Raw genomic sequence first — 19,157 nt, 5'->3', positions numbered from 1 at the left:
GTGCCGGGGGCGCTAACGTTTAAAGCATGACGTTTGACCTTGCCTCCGCACCCATCGTCTTCCTGGCGTGGGAACGCGGCCTTGGCCTGCCCGCCGATTCACTCTTGGTGGGTGCCGAGAAGGTGCGGATCACCCACGTCTCCAACTCACCGCAGCTGACCTTCATTCGTTTGTGGGATCAGTCGATCCTGACGGGCCCGGAGCATTTGCTCACCGCGGCCGAAGCTTACGACGACGACGAGCTCAGCGACCATTCGACCATGCTCCGCCTCACCCGTTACGACGGCGGCCGCGGTCTAGGCACGCAGGGCCTGTACTACGCCGACGACTTTGCCGTGTTGCAGCCTGCCCACACAGTGCACGTTGCCACGGGGCCCGGGCCTGTGCCTGTGCTGGAGTCCCGGTGCCCGCCGGATGATGTCAATGACGTGCGGCTTACACTGCGGGAACACCAGTTCACCGTCATGGACTCGGGTACCTCCGACGCCGGCCCCATCGCCTGCAGCGCCTACGCTGAGTACCAGGGGCTGATTGCCCAGATTGGCACGCTGGTTGCCCCCGAGCACCGGCGCCAGGGTGCCGGGCGGCTGGCCACAAGCATCGCCGCCCAAGAGGCATTGGGTGCAGGCCTCATTGCTCAATGGCGTGCGGATATCAATAATTCAGCTGCTCATGCGTTGGCCATCTCACTAGGCTTCAGTGTTGCTGGGTTGCAGACTCAGGTTGCCCTGCAGGCTCGCTAAAAGTTGCAAAGATGGCCTCGACTGGGCGTGGTTTGGCAAAGAACGCTGCAGTCAGTCCGCCGAGCAGCACCACGGCCGCTGGCAACAGCATTGACTGGCCCATGGCCGTGGCGAACCCGGCCTGCAGGGCAACTGGCAGCTGACCTGCGAACTCGCTCGCCCCAGCTGGGGCGCCGGCGGGCATCTCAGCAGCCAGCCGTGCTGTGATCAGCGCGGCGATGGCCGCCGAGCCCAGCACGGAGCCAATCTGGCGGGTGGTGTTGTAGATCCCTGCACCGGCTCCGGCTTCACGCGGGCCGAGGTTCCTGGTGGCCGTCGTGGAGAGCGGGGTCCAAATGCCTGAACTGGCAATACCCAACAGCCCGCTGGGGAACAGGAACAGCCAGATGGGGGTTGCGGGTGTCATCAGCACGGACGTCCATACAAGTGAGGCGGCCATCAGAACGAACCCTGAACAGGCCACGTAACGAGGGTTGATTGTGTCCACGAGCTTACCCACGAACGGTGCCAGTATGCCGGAGATCAAAGCCATGGGGACCATCATGAGTGCTGACTGCGTGGGTGTCAGCCCGCGGACCAGCTGGTAGTAGAAGAACAACGGGAGCGTCATGGCGGTGATGCTGAAGCCCACGGTGGTGATGGAGGCATTCGCAAGCGAAAAATTACGCACCTTGAACAGGTGCAGCGGCACGAGTGGTTCGCCCTTGGTGACGGCCTGCCAACCAACAAACAACGCAAGGAAGATGATTCCGGCGATGATCAGGCTCCACACTGACAGCGGTCCGGCGATGGTGCCCCAGTCATATTTGGCCCCTTCCTGAATGCCAAACACCAACAGGAACAAGCCGATGGAGCTCAGCGCCACGCCCAACAGGTCGAAGGTGTGATTGTGAGTCTGCAGCTTCGGGACAAGCCGCACAGCCATGACGAACGCCACGATGCCCACAGGGACGTTGACGAAGAAGATCCATTCCCAACCCAGCCCGTCCACCAGCACGCCACCAAGGATGGGGCCCACCAACATGGCCACGCCAGCTGTTGCACCCCACAGGCCCATTGCGGGCCCGCGCTTGTCGGGAGCAAAAATACGGGTGATGACAGCCATGGTCTGGGGAGTCATCATGGCCGCGCCGAGTCCCTGAACTACACGGGCCAGTATCAGCATGCCGATGCTTCCCGAGAGCCCACACCACAGCGAAGCCAGTGTGAAGACAACCAAACCAGTCAAATAGAGGTCCTTGGGCCCATACTTGTCACCTAGCCGTCCCGTGACGAGCAGCGGTACTGCATAGGCTAGAAGGTAGGCGCTCGTCACCCAGATGACGGAAGTGATGTCCGTGTGGAGTCCTTCCATGATCTTGGGGTTCGCCACAGAAACGATGGTTGAATCCACCAGGATCATGAAGAATCCTAGAACGAGTGCCCACAATGCGGGCCACGGCTTTGCCACGATATCCATGGGTGATCCTTAGAGTCGAAAAATATTGTTCATGGCATGCGCCCTTACTGATTAGCCTCTGTGGCTATTTCCGGAATAGTGCTGTCCTTCGGTTTGTCCATCCAGGGCAGGGAACCCTCGTGAAGGTCGCTGCAGAGGCGCTGCAACCAGTCAAGTTCGGCCCTGAGCAGGTGTTGTTGGTAGCCCACGTCGATCCAGTATTGCCGAGCCACCTCTCGTGCAAGCGCCAATTTCCGGTCGGCTTCCAGCGCGGCAAATTCCTTTTCCAATGCCGCACGCCGAATATCCAGAAGTTCAATGACTTCCGCAGCTGGCAGGTTGTGCGCTTCAGAAAGTGCCTGGGCGAAGCGGGGATACTCCTTGACCGGCTCTGCTAATAGGGAACGCAGGCCTGCAGCCAGGCGCGCCGTCCCTGCCGGGAGTATTGCGAATGTGGTGCGTTCGGGGCGATTGCCGTCCCGGGTGGTGCCGACGGCTTCCACCAGCCCAGCCCCGACCATCCGGTCCACCGCGTGGTATAGGGTGCCCGGTCTGACCTTGAGCAGGCGGTCTTCATGGCGGTGGATCAACAACTGATACATCTCATAGGGGTGCATGGCGCGTTCCGCAAGCAGGCCCAACGCTGCCATGGCCAGGGGTGACAGTTGCGCTCCTGATGGCATGCCCAGCTCCTTCCGCTGCCCGTCCATGGATCAAACGCAGGATTCGACGCACAGCTATTATTCCACACGAAGTATTCCTCACGGAATAGCTGGACACAAAGTCCCCGAATTTTCCCAAGTACACGGGCCCCACTCTGGAAGAGGGCCCGTGCACGGCACAGCTTGCTGGGGCGCATGTTACCTGGGAGCGCGCAAAAACCCGCTCTGCCTGCCAACTATTTGCCCGGCGTCGGTGGCAACAATAATTTCCTGGTTGGCAGGGTATCTTTCACCAGCATCATCCACGCTCAAAACAGCGTCGGGGTCCACTGAACGTTTGATGACGGCCAAGGCGATGGGACCCATTTCAAAGTGCTGGGCCACGGAGGTGACTTTTCCCACCACACGGTCTTCGAGGAGGACTTCACTGCCTGGGGCCGGGAGCGTGTGCAACGACCCATCAAGCTGCAAGAACACCAAGCGGCGCGGCGGGCGGCCCAGATTGTGCACGCGAGCGATTGTTTCCTGACCCTTGTAACAACCCTTGGACATGTGCACGGCCGTGCGCAGCAGGTCCAGCTCGTGCGGAATGGTTTTGTCGTCGGTTTCGGTCCCACGGCGGGGGCGCCACGCGGCAAGGCGCAACGCTTCCGCCGCCCAGACGCCGGCCAGCGGCCGCTGACCAACAGCGTCTTCCAGCTCGCTTGCCGGCATAAGGTATTCACGCCAAGGCCGTTCAAGGCCGGGATGCTGATCCTCGGAAACAGCCGCGTAGCTGTACCCGCCGGCGCCAATGTGCGGCCACGGATCCACCCAAACCAAATACTTGTCCCATTCGGGAACCTCGGACACCGATCCCACCACGGCCCAGTCCATCGAGACATCAGCAATTTCAACCCGCAACATGAACTTCATGGAATTAAGCCACGCGGCCAAGGGCGCTGCTTCCTCAGCTTCGACGATCAACCACGTGGTCCCGCCGTCGTCCACCACTCTCGCATCGAACTCAATGCGGCCTTGAACCGTGAGCAGCAACAGCTCTGTGCCTGTGTTTGGTGCCAGATTGCTCAGCTGTTGGCTGGATAACGTATTCAGCCAGCTCAACCGGTCCGGACCGGCCACGGTCACCACTCCACGGTGGGAAAGATCCACGACGGCGGTGCCGGGCTTGCCCAAATATCCGGCCAGCAGACGCTGTTCACGGTTGGGGTCGCCATAGTGTGCGGCAACGCCGGCGTCGAGGCCGCCTGCCTGCACGGCTCCGTGACGGTTCAACAAAGGACTCAAATAGCTCATATCGCGTGCAACGCCTTCTCGTAGCGGCCTATTCCACCGCCCAGGGCGGACAGCGGTTAGGAGTTGACCTTGTGCAGGGCCGCCGAGGCATGCGCATCAAGGGATTTCCCTTGCGCAGCCACATCCCAACGCCAGTAAAGGTCGCCGTTCACGAGCCCAAAAATGCGGGTTGCCGCCGTGTAGTCCTTGGCTCCGGCACCGCGCATGACGGCGTCGGTGGAAAGCTGGATCTGGGGGCCCTTGATGCTGCCGTAGTACAGCTCGGAGATGCCGCCGGGATGGACAATGTTGACCACCAGGTCAAAGCCGCCGTCCGCGTTGCGCAGCGCCTCGACATCGTCCGCCGTCCGCAGTGCAGGGACCATGTCGGCAGGGATCAAGCCGGGACCGCCGTCGGAATCATTCAGGGGCCGATCCAGCTGCCAGAAACCGGTTTCCACGGAGAGTGGACGCAAAATAGCGCCGTTTTCGTCCGTGAGCCAAGACTCTGCGGAGTACTGCAGGTAGGGCAGTCCATTGTCCTTGAAGGTCGCCGTCTGGATGAAGTATTCATCGTCGGCTTCGCCGGCTCCAAGGCGGCCAGCACCGGTCCAAGTACCAAGAAGCCACGACAGTGGAACTAGTTCCGGGGTCAGGCCGGTGGGAATTTCAATGGCCATGACAGATTACTGCTGACCTTTGAACAGGCGCCACACCACCAGTCCGGCAAACCAGGCCATGGCTACGCTGGCCACCACCAAAAGGCAAATGTAGAAAATTTCCAAGGCAAGTACGCTCATGATGCCATCCTACAATGATCTGCCAAGCTTCCGTGCGGACCGCTTGATGACTGGGTGCGCCGCGGCATGATTTCGTGCCTTGGAGCGGCCTGCCTAATGCAGAATAATCTTTTCCACGAAGTAGACAAGGGCGCCCAAGGAAAGGATAGGGGCCAGTCCGGCAGCCACAACACCCACCACGTGTTCCGGTTTCCGCGACAGGGTCCGCAGTTGGCGGAAAGCAGCCATGACAGCACCAACCAAGACGCCTAGCACGGCTGCCTGAGCTACGTGCACATTGGAAAACAGCAGGGCCGCGAGGGGCCCGGCAAGCGCAGCCATCACGATCGTCAGCGGTGCAAGCACCCGATCGGGCCAGGGCAGCATGCCAATGGCAATGGCCACCGCGGCGCTGATGGCCACAATGAGGGTCATTCCCGGCTCCCCTAGGAACCGGATGGAAGCCACCCACCCGCTCGCAAACCCCGCAATGGCAACTCCGGTTCCGGCTCCCAGGGTGGATTCCAGCCGATGCTTCTGCCCGGTGCCCCGAAGAAGCTGCACCACCATTACCCCGGCAAAACCCACAGCGATCAAGATGGGTGTCCACACCAGGTAGTCTCCGCCTGCATCCAGACCGGCGGTCAAGGCGGAGCCCACACCAGTCAGGGCGATGACGGTGCCGAGAGTCTTCTTGGCCGGAATCGCCAAGTAGTGAGGCCAGCCATACCCAAAAGCGGCGGCCAGGGCAATCCCGAAGCCCACCGTCCAGACCAAACCCAGATAGTGCGCTGACACCAGCAGCACCAAGGCAACGATGGCTATAAGTCCGGCTATAGATGACTTCACACACCAATCCTCCCTTATTCTGCCGGTACACTGTGGAACAACCCTCGCGGACGGTGCGTCTTGACTTTTTTGGCTGCTTTCAGCGCCGGCCCGGAAACTTGTTTGTCGCTGAAAGATGCGTGCTCAATGCACTTTGTTAGGAAGTCATGTCGCAGATTTTAATGCTGACCAACCACCGGGGCAGTTCCTTGGAGATCCTGCCCGCGTTGGAGCTGCTCAGCCACAACGTCCTCATTCTTCCAGCAGTACCCACCGCCTTGCTCGACGCAAAACCCGCGGACCTCATCATGGTTGACGCCCGGCAGGACCTCTCCGGCTCCCGGTCCCTCTGCCAGCTGCTGCGTGCGACCGGCATCAGCATTCCCCTGCTGCTGGTGTTGACAGAGGGCGGCATGGCAGCCGTGACAGCGTCATGGTCGGCAGACGACGTCCTTCTTAATATTGCCGGGCCCGCAGAGGTGGAAGCTCGCATCCGGTTGGCCCTGACCCGTGCAGATGTGGCGGAAGACAGCTCGCACCAGGAAATCCAGGCTGCCGGAATTGTCATCAACGAGGGCAGCTACACGGCGCTGGTTCACGGGACAGTGCTGAACCTTACCTACAAGGAATTTGAGCTGCTGAAGTATCTTGCCCAGCATCCGGGGCGGGTTTTCACGAGAGCCCAGTTGCTCAATGAGGTGTGGGGCTACGACTACTACGGGGGCACTCGCACGGTGGATGTCCATGTTCGGCGCCTGCGCGCGAAGCTGGGATCCGAGAACGAAAAATTGATCAGCACCGTCAGGAACGTGGGTTATCTGCTCAGCGTTTCCAAAGTGCCCGACGACACCCTCAGCGAGGCATGACGCCCGCTGCCGGGAATCCACGAGAGGACCCACCTTTGAACCGCAAGCTCTTTCCTGAAGCGCTCCTGGTCATGGATTACGGCACCTTTGAATCGCAATTCGACAGCCATCGCCTGGAACGCCTGAAGTCAATGGTTCAGCTGGGCACACCCGTGTCGACGGATTCCTTTGACGACCCTGCCGTTGCCGGGCGCCTGGCTGGGATTGAAATCCTCATCACCAGCTGGGGCGTGCCCTTGCTTGATGAAGCCCGGCTGGCTCAACTGCCCAAGCTCAGGGCAGTCTTCCACTGTGCAGGTTCTGTGCGTCCGTTGGTCAGCGACGCACTCTGGGACCGTGGGATTGTTGTTTCCAATGGTGCCGAAGCCAACGCCGTCCCGGTGGCCGAATTCACTTTGGCCACCATCATCCTTGCTGGCAAGCGGGCACAAGTGCTGGCCAATGATGCCCGCAACCACCGCGGCTCAAACAGCTATGGCCAACTGCGCGGTGAGCTCGGCAACTTGGGCAGGACCGTCGGGGTGGTGGGTTACTCCAAGATTGGCCGGCGCGTTGTTGAGCTGCTGCAGATATTGCAGGATGTGCGCGTGTTCGTTGCAGATCCTTATGCGGACCCCGTGGAGGTTTCAGCTGCGGGCGCCACGCTGATCCCGTTGGATGCACTCATCCCGGCTGTAGATATCCTCTCCCTTCATGCCCCCGAGCTTCCCAGCACGCGTCACATGATCGGGGCGCTGGAACTGGCAGCCTTGGCGGACAACGCCACCTTGATCAACACGGCCCGCGGTTCACTCGTTGATACGGCCGCGTTGGAGGAGGCCTGCTGCGGCGGCCGCATTACCGCCATCCTGGATGTCACAGACCCCGAACCGCTTGACGCCGATTCCATCCTGTATGACCTTCCAAATGTGGTCCTGACGCCCCACATTGCCGGTTCACTGGGGACGGAAACCCGCCGGATGTCTGACATGGCGCTCAACGACCTGGCCCACTACCTCAACGACGAACCGCTGGATGCTCAGGTGCACGCCCACGATATGAACCTAAGCGCCTGAGCTAACCCCTGATACGGCAAAAGGGCCCATTTCCTTGACGGAAATGGGCCCTTTTGAATAAGTGGAGGACATACGGGTCGAACGTATCGAAGGCACCCCACTGGTGCATCCCCCCAGCACAACTGCAGGAACCGTTCCGTTCCTTCATTTGCCACCGCACTCCGGTTGCCCGGCCGCGCTGCTCTCAAACTGTATGTCATCACCGCGCAAGGGTGCAAATTGGCTGCAGGACCGAGCTGACGCCCGGCTCATTCGACACGATCACAGCCGGAGAGTCTCGCATTAGCTTGCGCACTCACACTAGGCTGTGGTTATGAGCCCCGCAAAGACTGACAGCTGGCCGGTAACGGTGGTTCCGGGCGCGCCCGGCCCTGAGCTCCTGCAGGAGATCCAGGCCGTGATTGAAGCAGCCGAAGACGCTGACGGCAATCCGCCCTTCTCGGAACAAACCCTCGTTGAACTCAAATCCGCCCAGGCAGGCCCCCACACCGTGCTGACCCTGCTCACCTATGCCCCAGAGGACGCCTCGCCCACGGTGGGTGAGGACCTTGCCGGCGTCGCCGTGGTGGTGCTCGACGGCAGTGAAGGTGTGCTGGAAATCGTCGTGCACCCGGCCTACCGCAATGAGGGCGTCGGAGCCATTGTGGTGGACAAACTACTTGAGGTCCGCGGGCTCAAAGGCATCAAGGCGTGGTCTCACGGCGATCATGAAGCTGCCGCTGATCTTGCCGCCAGCTACGGCTACCGTGCCATCCGCGAACTGTGGCGCATGCGCCTTGTCCGGCAGGCGCCGTCGTCCATGGGACCACCGGCGCAACCCGACCTTGACTACCCAACGCCCGACGGCGTGCGGTTGCGGACATTTGTTCCGAACCAGGACGAGCAAGCATGGCTGGCAGCCAATGCCGCAGCGTTTGCCCACCACCCGGAACAGGGGGCGCTGACCCTTGACGACTTGCAAGCCCGCATCGCCGAGCCATGGTTTGACCCGGCGGGATTCTTTTTGGCAGTCAATGACGCCGATGAGATCTTGGGCTTCCACTGGACGAAGGTCCATGCCTCCCGCCCCGGCCAGGCAGCCATGGGCGAGGTGTACGTGGTGGGGGTGACTCCTGCGGCGCAGGGATTGGGCCTGGGCCGGACGTTGACGCGACAGGGCATCGACCACCTGCAAAACGCCGGCCTGCGTGCCATTATGCTTTACGTTGATGCAGACAATGAAGCCGCAGTTTCGCTGTACCGCCAGCTGGGCTTTACGAAGTGGGATTCCGACGTCATGTATGGGCCAATGTCTGCCTAAGGTGTTGGCCTTCCCAACGGATGGGGCCCACGCTGACAAGTGTGATTCAAAGCAGTACCAACTCTGAGGACCAGTGGATGAAGCGCGAATACAAGGGGACCCTGAACAAGGCATCAGGCAGCGGCCGGGAACGGTTCGTTTCCGGGGAAGTACCCTCTTCACGGGCCACCCAAGACAGGATTGAGATCCCTGATTTTGAGCCCACGCTCATTCCTGAAGGGGACATCACTCCTGACAGGTTCCTCGACCGTGAGCTGAGCTGGCTGGCTTTCAATGCCCGGGTCCTGGAATTGGCCGAAGACCCCGATTTGCAGCTGTTGGAGCGGGTAAACTTTCTGTCGATCTTTGCCTCCAACTTGGACGAGTTCTTCATGGTGCGCGTGGCCGGCCTGAAGCGCCGCATTGCCACCGGCCTGGCCGTGCCTTCCCCTGCAGGCTTGAGCCCGCTGGAGGTGCTGGAGCAAATCAGCGAAGCCGCCCATGAATTGCAGATTCGGCATTCCCACGTCTTCGCCAGCCAGATCAGACCCGCACTGGCATACGAGCACATCCACTTGGTCCATTGGGAGGAGCTTGACGACCCCTCCAAGGTGCAGCTGGCGAAGATGTTCTCCGAGAAGATCTTCCCCATCCTGACGCCGCTGGCCGTTGATCCGGCCCACCCGTTCCCGTACATTTCCGGGCTGTCGCTGAACTTGGCGGTGGTGGTCCGCAACCCCGTCAGCGGTAAGGAACTGTTTGCCCGCGTCAAGGTCCCGGACCTGCTGCCCCGGCTCGTTGCCCTCGACGGACCCCGCGCTGGCACGGTGCCCGGGCGCGTGGCGCGGTTCATTCCGCTTGAAGAAGTCATTGCACAGTACCTCGATCAGCTCTTCCCGGGCATGGAAATTGTGGAGCACCACACTTTCAGGGTCACTCGCAATGAGGACCTGGAAGTTGAAGAGGACGACGCCGAGAACCTTCTGCAAGCGCTGGAGAAGGAACTGCTGCGCCGCAAGTTCGGCCCGCCCGTGCGCCTTGAAGTGGCCACGGACATCAACCCCAGCATCTTGGCACTGTTGGTTCGCGAACTGGATGTTGAAGAGTCTGAGGTCTACAAACTGCCAGCACCGCTGGATTTGCGCGGACTGTCCGTCATCGGTGCCATCGACCGCAGCGACCTGCGCTACCCCAAGCATGTGGCCCACACCTCGCGAGATCTGAACCCGTCCGAAACGTCCAAGGCTGCGAACGTGTTTGCGGCCATGCGCCGCCGCGATATTCTCCTGCACCACCCCTACGACGCATTCTCCACCTCAGTGCAGGCGTTCTTGGAGCAGGCCGCAGCCGACCCCAAAGTCCGTGCCATCAAGCAGACCCTGTACCGCACCTCGGGCGACTCCCCCATTGTTGACGCGTTGGTGGATGCCGCGGAGGCCGGCAAGCAAGTGTTGGCGCTGGTGGAAATCAAGGCTCGTTTTGACGAACAGGCGAATATTTCCTGGGCACGCAAACTTGAGCAGGCCGGCGTGCACGTGGTGTATGGCATTGTCGGTCTAAAGACCCACTGCAAGCTGTCTTTGGTGGTCCGTCAGGAACAGGATGGGCTGCGCCGCTACTGCCACATTGGCACCGGCAACTACCACCCCCGCACCGCGCGCTACTACGAAGATTTGGGGTTGCTGACGGCCGACAACCAAGTGGGTGAAGACCTCTCGAAGCTGTTCAACCAGCTGTCTGGCTACGCGCCCAAGACGTCCTTCGACCGCCTGTTGGTAGCGCCACGCTCGGTGCGTTCAGGCTTGATCGAGCTGATCGACACCGAGATCGCCAACAAGAAGGCTGGCCTGCCGGCCAAGGTATGCATCAAGGTCAACTCCATGGTCGATGAAGCCATCATCGACTCCCTGTACCGTGCTTCCCAGGCAGGGGTGGAAGTCGGTGTGATTGTGCGCGGCATTTGTTCGCTGAGGCCAGGAGTGCCCGGACTCAGCGAGAACATCACAGTGCGTTCAATTCTGGGCCGCTTCCTTGAACACTCCCGAGTCTTTACCTTCGCCAACGCCGGGGATCCTATTGTCTACATGGGCTCTGCGGACATGATGCACCGCAATCTGGACCGCCGGGTAGAAGCACTGGTCCGGCTTTCCAACCGTGAAGACATTGCCGAGGTTGACTCGTTGATGACGCGCTACCTTGATCCGGGCACGTCCAGCTGGCATCTGGACAACGACGGCGAATGGAAACGACACCATCAAAACGACGAAGGAGAACCGTTGCTCGATGTCCAGTCATGGCTGCTTGCCAGCCGTTCCCGTTCGCGATCAGCACTGCATTCGTAATGCGCAACACTGAACATCTTGAAGAACCGGTGGATGAATTCACCGGCCCCTCCATCTACGCGGCGGGTGCACTGTGCTGGCGGGTCAAGAAGAAGAAGCTTGAACTCCTGCTGATCCACCGCCAACGCTATGACGACTGGTCCTGGCCCAAGGGGAAGCTGGACAAGGGCGAAACCCTGGCTGAATGTGCCGTGCGCGAAGTGTACGAGGAAGTCGGCCTGCCCATCACGTTGGGCATTCCGCTGCCTTCCATCCGCTACCCCGTCAAGCCCGGCCTCAAGGAGGTTCACTACTGGGCTTCTTCAGTGGATGATATGCCTCCCATCCCTGATGGGAAGGAGGTGGACGCGGCAATTTGGTGCAGCCCCAACAAGGCCCGCGGCCTGCTGTCCAACCCTTCCGATGTGGAGCCACTTGAAGCTTTGGTGGCCGCTCACGAGAACGGCACCCTTGACACGTGGCCACTGCTGATTATCAGGCATGCCAAAGCCAAACCCCGTTCAGCATGGACACGCGCTGAGGGCGAACGTCCCCTTGCTGCGACGGGAAAACGCCAGGCCTTGTACCTTCAGCGGCTGCTGATGTCATGGCACCCCGCACGCATCCAAACCAGCGGCTGGATGCGCTGCATCTCAACAATTTCCCCTTACGCCCAAGCCACCAAGGCAAAGGTCAAGGTGGTGCCTTGGCTGACCGAGACCGACCACAAGCGCAATCCAGCCAAGGTCGAGGCAACCGTGGAAAAGCTGCTCACAAGGACCAGCGCCACTGCCGTGTGCACGCACCGCCCTGTGCTGCCCACGATTCTGACCACGCTGGCCGGACACATGTCCGTCGATCTGGGCGAATCACTGCCGTTGCTGGATCCGCACCTCTCCCCCGGGGAGGTCTTGGTGGCCCACGTTTCGCTCGAAGAACCCGGCCGCATTGTGGCGCTGGAACAGCACAAACCCTACGAGGACTGACTCCCGCCATTATCGGGCACGCACCTTGGCCGCTTGTTCGCACCTTGGCCGCTTATTCGGCGGGACCACTCCCCGCATAAGCACACAAGCAGCGTTTATGCGATATACAGCATGACACCCCTCCCTTTGTACTGCATACTTGATACAAAGGTTTTCGAAATATGGGGGAATGATGTCCGAGCCAAACCCGTTGGCACCGAATCTGTTTGAGATTCTTGTGGTGCTGGCGCCCGTCGTGGCACTGGCCGCCCTTGTCCTGTACCTGGTGCTGCGCTTCGTCGTGTGGGCTCCGAAGCCGGAGAAGATCCTCGAGACTGTGCGCAAGCACGCGCTGTGGACTGGTCTCATCGCCTGGGCGTTGAGCAGCCTGGTTGCCGCCGGGCAGGCTGGAATATATCCCCCTGGGCAGCTGCAGGCGGTCGGTTCCGCCTGGGCCCTCATTCCCTGGTTCGCGATCTTCGCTCCGATCGTCGCCGTGCTGGGCGTCCACGCCATTGGGCAGGCGTCCTGGCCTGCACCAAAATCCCCCCAGCGCGCCGCAGTGTTGGAATTCCGCCGAGCCCGCGACTTCGTTGAGCCCGCCCTGGGGGCAGTGGTGTTGGGAGTGTTCATCTTCTCCGCCGGAACCCTGGTTTGGTTGGCGTTCACTCCCGCCTTTCCCGCACTGGAGCCACTGTCATCAATTGTCGGAACGGGCTGGGCGGGGGCCACCAACGGAAGGATCGAAGGCTATGTGCTGGCCGCAGCCTTGGGTGCGGCATTGCTTGTCCTGACGTTCGGCACTCTGTTGGTCATGCGCCTGATTGCCTCACGCCGTTCGCTGGAGACACTGACCTCCGAACAAAATAGAACACTTCGGGTCATCGGCATGAACCGCCTCTTACGCGTCTGTGTGACCATTGCCTCGGGGTTGGCCAGCATTGCCGGTAACTTCATGGTCCAGCCCATTCCCAACCCGGATGTCATCTCCACGTCCTGGATCAACTGGATAGGCGTGGTCAACGTGGTCATCCTCGGCGTCATGCTGATGTGGAAGCCGCCGTTCCTGGGAGCAAGCGACGATTCGGTGGACTCTTCCTCCGCGGTTCCGGAACTGGCACTCGGCGATGGCCCAGCCGCCGCCAAGGTGGGCGATTCGGCGCTGTCAGTCGTGTTGCCCGTGATCCTGGTCCTCGGCCTGGCGTCTGCCACTCTCCTCCCGTGGCACGACGGCTTGTCTTTGATATTCCTGGAGGTGGTTGCCCTGCTGCTCACCTTTGCAGGCTCGGAATTCCTCATCAGCCGCAATTACGCCAGGCCGGGGCGTCCCCGTGTGCAGTTGGGCAAGCCATTGCCCTGGCCCCTGTGGGCGGCACTTCTGCTCGCCGCCATGGGACTTGCGCTGGTCCTGAGCCTGCTATCGGTGCCCAGCTCGGCGGGCAACACCCCCAACTCCTTGTTCCTCACCCCCCCTGCCTACGCCTTGGCCATCCCAGTCATCGGGACCTTGGCGGGGGCGCTGGTCCTTCAGCGTCCGGCCCTGAATAACTCGCCATGCTCCTTTGACACCTTGCTGCGCCGCCGCTCTCTTTTCCGCATTGGGCGGACGGTTGCTGGAGGCTGGTTCGCAATCCTCGGGGTGCTGCTGCCGGTAGTGCCGTCGGATCCGAACCCGCTGGCACTCCAGTTCAACACCCAGCTCCTCGGCATCCTGTGCATGCTCATCGGGGCACTCCTACTGCTCTTTCCCGTGCGAAAATTCACTCCGGCCGACTACTGCGGACAGACACCTGTGCCGCTGCCGGACACTTCCTCGAGCGGCAGGTAGCAAGGCGTGGAAGCACGCATTGTCATCGACTTGGGCACCGCCACACCACCTTACGAGCAGGTAAAAACGCAGATTGCCTCACTCATTGCCGTCGGTGAACTACACACCGGCGCCCGATTGCCCACCATCAGGAGTTTGGCCGGTGACCTGGGCGTTGCAGCGGGAACGGTGGCCCGTGCCTACAAGGAGCTTGAAGCGGTGGGGCTTGTCACCAGCAACCGCAGGCAGGGGACGGTGGTCTCGGGATATCGACAAGCACCAGCTGAATCCGAAACTGAACCGCCAGCGCCGGAGGTGCTCGCCGCCGTCGACCAGTTGCTGGATGCAGGTGAACAGGCCGGGCTGGACGCGAAGGCGCTGCACTCCCTTCTTCAGGGCCGTCTCAGCCAGCGGGCAACTCACACTTGGTCTGGACAAACTCGACGGCCGGGGGCGGACAAGTAGACTGTTGCGCGTGACTATTTTGACCCCGTACGAAGACATGCTCCGCGACGTGCTGGCCAACGGCACCATGAAGTCGGACCGGACAGGCACCGGCACGCGGAGTGTCTTCGGCCGCCAACTACGCTTCGACCTCTCCGAAAGCTTCCCGCTCATCACCACCAAGCGGGTCCATTTCAAGTCGGTGGCCATGGAGCTGCTGTGGTTCTTGCGCGGTGATTCCAATGTTCGCTGGCTGCAGGAAAACGGCGTCAAAATTTGGAACGAATGGGCGGACGACGCCGGTGAGCTGGGTCCTGTCTACGGCGTCCAGTGGCGCTCGTGGCCCACACCGGACGGGGAACACATCGACCAGATTAGCCAGGTCATGGACTCGCTTCACGAGAATCCGGATTCACGCAGGCACATTGTTTCGGCGTGGAATGTTGGCGAGTTGAAGAACATGGCGCTGCCTCCGTGTCACGCGTTCTTCCAGTTTTACGTTGCCCCCACCGAGGACGGCCGCGGCAAACTCAGCTGCCAGCTGTACCAACGCTCCGCTGACACTTTCCTCGGCGTGCCCTTCAACATTGCCTCCTATGCGCTGCTGACCATGATGATGGCTCAGCAGTTGGACATGGAAGCGGGCGAATTCATCTGGACCGGAGGCGACGTGCATATTTATGAGGACCATCTCAGCCAGGTCGCAGAACAGCTCGGCCGTGAGGCCTACCCTTACCCGCAGCTGCGTTTCGCACGCAGGCCCGAGTCAATCTTTGACTACACTTTTGACGACTTCGAGCTGGTCAACTACCAGCACCACCCTGCGATTAAGGCCCCGATTGCCGTATGAGTGACGCACCTATTAGCCCGAAGTACTACCATTTCAGCCAGCCCATCATCGGCATGATCTGGGCACAAACCAATCAAGGCGTCATTGGCGCCGACGGCGGCATGCCTTGGCACCTGCCGGAAGACCTGGCACACTTCAAAAAGGTCACCCTTGGCCACCCCGTTGTCATGGGGCGTAAAACCTGGGATTCCTTCCCGGAAAAATTCCGCCCTCTGCCGCAGCGCACGAACATCGTGGTGACCCGCCAACAAGGGTGGGCCGCATCGCCTGAGGCGGGGGGCGCCGTCGTGCTTGACTCGGTGGAAGAAGCCCTGGTGGAGGCGCAATTCTCCCCCGGCGGCAACGAGGTCTGGGTCATCGGCGGCGGGCAGGTCTTTGAGCAGGCGATTGAGCATTGCAATGTGGCTGTGGTGACCGTGATTAATACAGGTGTTTCAGGTGACACGCAGGCGCCCGTGCTGGATCACGAATGGACGTTTCGCGGGGCGTCGCCGCTGGAAGGCTGGCACACGTCAAAGAACGGCACCGAATACCGGATCACACTCTGGGCCAGGGGAGAAACCGAATTCGAGGCACCGGAGTAGGACCGGTGCAGGCACAGGGAGTCCACCCCATCGCGGGCCCAGATTCGCACCGCTAAGCTGAGTTTCATCTGCAACAACTTAACCTGTCCCCGCACACTCCGGAGCTGCTATGTCTGAAATGCTGGCCGCTGCTGTTGAAGTACTCCGCGCTTCCCCGCACAGTGGCGCGGCCAGTACCGCTGTGTCATTGCCCGCACGGGCACAATGTTGGATGAAACAGCCACCGAGCTGAACAAGAACGTGCGTGAGCAGGAACAGGCAAGTTCCGTTGCCAGTTTGGGTGACAGCCCCGGATTACCCTCGAAAGTGCCCGTCAACCCAACGCCGCACGCCCAATTCGGCCCGGACTTTCTGGCCGACCCTGATTCGCCGTTCCGCGATGGGTGGGATATCTACAGCGGGGTGGACTGGGTGTTGGGCTGGGCCACTTGGACAGTGTCAACCACTTTGCCAATGACGAAGCCGGGCAGGGCGCTTACTCCCTCGTCAAAGCAGGTTTGGGTGCCGCCTCATTCGCTCCGCCACCGTTGGGCACAGCTGCCGCGATTGGCAGTGGAGCGCTGTTCTTTTACTACAACGTGCCCGTCATCCATGACACCGATAACTTCGTCGGTGGCAAGATCGCCGGCGGCGCTGTCGCGGCCACGGACGCGGTGGTCGAGGGGGCAGGTGCAGTTGTTGACGGAGTGGCCGACGGCGCCAAACCCGTCACCAAGAACGTTGCCAAGTTCTTTGGCTTCTAACCACAAGGAGCTAAGACTTTGACGCAAGCAACCAGCACTGCGGACATCGCGGCAGAACAAGGGTTCCCTGATGCCATCAGTTTTGGTTTCGCCGAACTGGTGGCATTGCTGAACCTCGTGCGCGGTGAAGCAACCACTGCCAGTGCGGCAGCGCTGCGCATTGAAAACGAACTCGATGACGACAAGATTTTCTTTGCCGGCGCCTTATCACTTGTTGCCCGAGGATATGCGACCGTAAAATCCGGGGGAGAGTTGAGCATCAGCGGTCCGGTTGCCGCTGTCACCCACGCACTCTCGACCGCCACCCGGCGCATGGAAATTGGCCTGGTCACCCCCGAATCCGCGGTCAGTGTGATCACCGTGGATACACCGGAATTCCACATCATTCTCCAGCCACGGGCCTACCTCACGTGGTTCGCCGTGGCGCAAAACGCCTGGCATCTCAGCAGCTGAGGGCAACTTCTGGATCATGCTCAAGCATCTCCAGGACAACCCGGCTGGCGGCGCGAGTATCAAGCGCGTCGCAGACTCCTGGACCATTGGTTGCAACACGGCAAGCCCGGAAGACATCCCTGAGATCACCGGCCTCTCTGATTCTGACGTCTTGGAAAGGATCGGTCAGATCAGGCAGGACCGGGCGTGAAAAATGACCCTCAACGGCCCAGTCGGGATGCGGCCGTCACGGCGTGGCACAACGCGGCTGTAACCGCTGGCCAGACTGAACGCATACTGGTGCGGGCAATCAATGGTGAGCGGATCAGCTACTTGCCTAAGGAATACGGGGTGACGCGCATGACGCACGGTAATACCATCACTTCTGCGTGGGGAAATTGGCTCATGGTCGGCTTCATGATTGCCATCATGGTGGTCATTCCATGGAGCATCCTGGTTGCCATTGGGAAGAACAATGGGCAGCCGTCATTCTGGCTATGGTTGCTCCCACTAATATTCGTACCCTTGGCCCTTTACTTTGCCAAGAAGGCAAGGCGAGAGGCGAAAGCAGTCAAACTGCGACGCGAAAGGGGCCTGCCTGCTCCCACCTCGCAAACCATAGACAGCAAATGGCACGGGCCACGCCCCGATCCAGCCAAATAGCCCACCCGCTGTTCACCAGATGAAACGAACTACAGCCGATTTGCCCCTCCCCACTAAACTGGTGCCATGACCAATAACAATGTTCCTTCCGTCGGCCTGGTTGGTTGGCGCGGCATGGTCGGTTCCGTTCTGCTGCAGCGCATGCAGGACGAGGGCGACTTCGGCGATATCAACCCCGTCTTTTTCTCCACCTCAAACGCTGGCGGCAGCGCCCCGGTGATTACGAGCGCCGGCGATGCCGGCAAACTTGAAGACGCCTTTGACATTGACACGTTGGCCAAACTTCCGATTATTGTCACCGCCCAGGGAGGGGACTACACCAGCCGCGTTCACAGCGAGCTGCGCAGCCGCGGCTGGGACGGCCTGTGGCTCGACGCCGCGTCCACGCTGCGCATGAATGACGACTCGATCATTGTCCTTGACCCCATCAACCGTGCCGCCATCGATGCAGGCATGGCCAATGGCACACGCGACTTCGTGGGCGGCAACTGCACCGTCTCATGCATGCTCATGGGCTTGGGCGGTTTGTTCAAGAACGGCATCGTCGAGTGGGGCACCTCCATGACCTACCAAGCTGCCTCCGGAGGCGGCGCCCGCCACATGCGCGAGCTGCTGAACCAGTTCGGCACGCTCAACTCCGAGGTTTCCAGCGAACTGGACAACCCGGCGTCGGCCATCCTTGAAATTGACCGCAAGGTCCTAGCCCACCAGCGCGAAGGCATCGACTCCAGCCAGTTCGGCGTTCCGCTGGCCGGTTCACTGATCCCCTGGATCGACGCGGACCTGGGCAACGGACAATCCAAGGAAGAGTGGAAGGCCGGGGTGGAGACCAACAAGATCCTGGGCAACTCCGCTGACAATCAGGTCATCATGGACGGACTGTGCGTCCGCATCGGCGCCATGCGCTCCCACTCACAGGCGCTGACCTTGAAGCTGCGCGAAGACCTCCCCGTCGCTGAGATCGAGTCCCTTTTGGCCAACGACAACGAGTGGGTCAAGGTGGTGCCGAACACGAAGGAAGCCTCCATGTCCGACCTCACCCCGGTGGCCGCTTCCGGCACGCTGGAAGTCCCTGTGGGCCGCATCCGCAAGATGGACATGGGCCCGGAATACATCAGCGCCTTCACGGTGGGAGACCAGCTCCTGTGGGGTGCCGCCGAGCCGCTTCGCCGCATGCTCAAGATCGCTGTCGGCACGCTCTAACACTAGAGTTCCTAAAAAGCTCAGCCTCCAGCAGGGCGCACTTTCTTTATGAACGTGCGCCCTGCGGCGTTTAAAAATGTTTTCACGGGGCCACTTGAATTCTAGGGGTCGTTGCAACACCTGGTGTTTAGTTGGTTATCAGTAGATCATGAAGTTGCTCGGCTGGTGTATTCCAGTTGAGCGTTTTGCGTGGGCGTGCGTTGAGTTCCTGGGCGACGTG

At 60.8% G+C, this 19,157-nt stretch carries 20 protein-coding genes; 15 read left to right on the top strand and 5 right to left on the bottom strand.

Going from position 1 to position 19,157, the window contains the following annotated elements; genetic code table 11:
* The first annotated feature begins 26 nt into the window (after positions 1-26).
* Positions 27-743 (top strand): GNAT family N-acetyltransferase, encoded by a 717-nt coding sequence (locus JMA46_RS01295; protein ID WP_207343497.1) that lies wholly within the window; start codon positions 27-29, stop codon positions 741-743.
* On the opposite strand, the gene JMA46_RS01290 is transcribed toward JMA46_RS01295, so the two are convergent.
* From JMA46_RS01290 to JMA46_RS01270, 5 genes are all read right to left on the bottom strand, one after another.
* The gene (locus JMA46_RS01290; RefSeq protein WP_207343496.1) at positions 697-2,202 is read right to left on the bottom strand and encodes a DHA2 family efflux MFS transporter permease subunit; all 1,506 of its coding nucleotides are present in this window, start codon (positions 2,200-2,202) and stop codon (positions 697-699) included. The two genes, JMA46_RS01295 and JMA46_RS01290, sit on opposite strands and share 47 nt — an antisense overlap.
* A gap of 44 nt (positions 2,203-2,246) precedes the next feature.
* Positions 2,247-2,864 carry a PadR family transcriptional regulator gene (locus tag JMA46_RS01285; RefSeq protein ID WP_207343495.1) on the bottom strand — a complete coding sequence of 206 codons (618 nt, stop codon included), beginning with the start codon at positions 2,862-2,864 and terminating at the stop codon, positions 2,247-2,249.
* A gap of 177 nt (positions 2,865-3,041) precedes the next feature.
* Complete coding sequence (locus JMA46_RS01280; RefSeq protein ID WP_207343494.1) at positions 3,042-4,139, bottom strand: glycine cleavage T C-terminal barrel domain-containing protein; 1,098 nt, start codon at positions 4,137-4,139, stop codon at positions 3,042-3,044.
* 56 nt (positions 4,140-4,195) lie between these two features.
* Entirely contained in the window at positions 4,196-4,798 is a 603-nt protein-coding gene (locus JMA46_RS01275; protein ID WP_207343493.1) for an FABP family protein, read from the bottom strand.
* 213 nt (positions 4,799-5,011) lie between these two features.
* Entirely contained in the window at positions 5,012-5,746 is a 735-nt protein-coding gene (locus tag JMA46_RS01270; protein ID WP_207343492.1) for a permease, read from the bottom strand.
* A 146-nt stretch (positions 5,747-5,892) separates the two neighbouring features.
* Between JMA46_RS01270 and JMA46_RS01265 the strand changes: the two genes are divergently transcribed.
* The 14 genes from JMA46_RS01265 (at position 5,893) to asd (ending at position 18,937) form a co-directional block, all read left to right on the top strand.
* Complete coding sequence (locus JMA46_RS01265) at positions 5,893-6,591, top strand: response regulator transcription factor (protein ID WP_207343491.1); 699 nt, start codon at positions 5,893-5,895, stop codon at positions 6,589-6,591.
* Between the two features lie 35 nt (positions 6,592-6,626).
* A complete protein-coding gene (locus JMA46_RS01260; protein ID WP_207343490.1) occupies positions 6,627-7,646 on the top strand; it encodes a hydroxyacid dehydrogenase in 1,020 nt (339 codons plus the stop codon).
* Between the two features lie 313 nt (positions 7,647-7,959).
* The gene (gene mshD, locus JMA46_RS01255; RefSeq protein ID WP_207343489.1) at positions 7,960-8,946 is read left to right on the top strand and encodes a mycothiol synthase; all 987 of its coding nucleotides are present in this window, start codon (positions 7,960-7,962) and stop codon (positions 8,944-8,946) included.
* Positions 8,947-9,023: 77 nt separating this feature from the next.
* On the top strand, positions 9,024-11,267 hold the full coding sequence (locus JMA46_RS01250) for an RNA degradosome polyphosphate kinase (RefSeq protein WP_207343630.1): 2,244 nt from the start codon (positions 9,024-9,026) through the stop codon (positions 11,265-11,267).
* Positions 11,267-12,232 carry an NUDIX hydrolase gene (locus JMA46_RS01245; protein ID WP_207343488.1) on the top strand — a complete coding sequence of 322 codons (966 nt, stop codon included), beginning with the start codon at positions 11,267-11,269 and terminating at the stop codon, positions 12,230-12,232. The genes JMA46_RS01250 and JMA46_RS01245 overlap by 1 nt, the downstream gene beginning before the upstream one ends.
* Positions 12,233-12,401: 169 nt before the next feature.
* Entirely contained in the window at positions 12,402-14,039 is a 1,638-nt protein-coding gene (locus tag JMA46_RS01240; RefSeq protein ID WP_207343487.1) for a hypothetical protein, read from the top strand.
* A 6-nt stretch (positions 14,040-14,045) separates the two neighbouring features.
* Complete coding sequence (locus JMA46_RS01235; RefSeq protein ID WP_207343486.1) at positions 14,046-14,483, top strand: GntR family transcriptional regulator; 438 nt, start codon at positions 14,046-14,048, stop codon at positions 14,481-14,483.
* Between the two features lie 10 nt (positions 14,484-14,493).
* Complete coding sequence (locus JMA46_RS01230) at positions 14,494-15,312, top strand: thymidylate synthase (RefSeq protein ID WP_348770018.1); 819 nt, start codon at positions 14,494-14,496, stop codon at positions 15,310-15,312.
* Positions 15,309-15,896, top strand: a complete 588-nt coding sequence (locus tag JMA46_RS01225; protein WP_282099507.1) for a dihydrofolate reductase — start codon at positions 15,309-15,311, stop codon at positions 15,894-15,896. The genes JMA46_RS01230 and JMA46_RS01225 overlap by 4 nt, the downstream gene beginning before the upstream one ends.
* Before the next feature lie 428 nt (positions 15,897-16,324).
* Complete coding sequence (locus JMA46_RS01220; RefSeq protein WP_207343485.1) at positions 16,325-16,639, top strand: hypothetical protein; 315 nt, start codon at positions 16,325-16,327, stop codon at positions 16,637-16,639.
* A gap of 18 nt (positions 16,640-16,657) precedes the next feature.
* Entirely contained in the window at positions 16,658-17,092 is a 435-nt protein-coding gene (locus JMA46_RS01215; RefSeq protein ID WP_247646956.1) for a hypothetical protein, read from the top strand.
* 16 nt (positions 17,093-17,108) lie between these two features.
* Positions 17,109-17,282, top strand: a complete 174-nt coding sequence (locus JMA46_RS17050) for a hypothetical protein (RefSeq protein ID WP_247646955.1) — start codon at positions 17,109-17,111, stop codon at positions 17,280-17,282.
* On the top strand, positions 17,279-17,734 hold the full coding sequence (locus JMA46_RS01210; protein WP_207343484.1) for a hypothetical protein: 456 nt from the start codon (positions 17,279-17,281) through the stop codon (positions 17,732-17,734). Before JMA46_RS17050 ends, JMA46_RS01210 begins: the two co-directional genes overlap by 4 nt.
* A 66-nt stretch (positions 17,735-17,800) precedes the next feature.
* On the top strand, positions 17,801-18,937 hold the full coding sequence (asd, locus tag JMA46_RS01205) for an aspartate-semialdehyde dehydrogenase (protein ID WP_207343483.1): 1,137 nt from the start codon (positions 17,801-17,803) through the stop codon (positions 18,935-18,937).
* Positions 18,938-19,157: the final 220 nt, after the last annotated feature.

Origin of the sequence: Arthrobacter sp. E3, assembly GCF_017353415.1 — a bacterium.
GTDB lineage: Bacteria > Actinomycetota > Actinomycetes > Actinomycetales > Micrococcaceae > Specibacter.
The sequence above is the reverse complement of the archived record's forward strand: the minus strand, read 5'-3'. Positions and strand labels throughout refer to the sequence as shown.